A 586-nucleotide genomic window follows, 5' to 3' on the forward strand; every position below is an offset into this window, starting at 1 on the left:
GTACGGCGTGATTGAGCAGATGCGACAGGACTACCCGGTGCCGCCGATGTGTCGACTGCTGTGTGTGTCGACCAGCGGCTACTACGCGTGGCGCAAGCGGCCACCGTCGTCCCGTACCCAACAGGAACCTCGTTTGGAAGCAGAGATCCTCGCCGCGCACCAGCGCACGCGCGAGACGTTCGGCGCTGAACGACTGCAGAAAGATTTGACAGAACACGGTGTGCAGGTTGGCGTGCATCGCGTCAAGCGACTGCGCAGGCAGCTTGGATTACGTTGCAAGCAGAAGCGCAAGTTCAAAGCGACCACCAATTCGAAGCACGACCTGCCAGTAGCACCGAACCAGTTGAATCAGGATTTCTCGGTGAGCGCGCCGAACCAGGCGTGGTGTGGAGACATCACGTACATCGCAACCGACGAGGGCTGGCTGTACCTGGCTGGGCTCAAGGATCTGTTCAGCCGAGAGTTGGTCGGCTACGCGATGAGTGAGCGTATGACAAAGCATCTAGTGATGCAGGCGCTGTTTCGGGCGGTCGCGTCGCACCGACCGCCCGTCGGTCTGATTCACCACACAGACCGCGGCAGTCAA

At 60.4% G+C, this 586-nt stretch carries 1 protein-coding gene; it reads left to right on the top strand.

The features are described from left to right. The coding region (locus AWB67_RS39205; protein ID WP_125477922.1) for an IS3 family transposase at positions 1–586 on the top strand (586 nt) is incomplete at both ends.

The organism is Caballeronia terrestris, from assembly GCF_001544515.1.
In the GTDB taxonomy this organism is placed as follows: domain Bacteria; phylum Pseudomonadota; class Gammaproteobacteria; order Burkholderiales; family Burkholderiaceae; genus Caballeronia; species Caballeronia terrestris.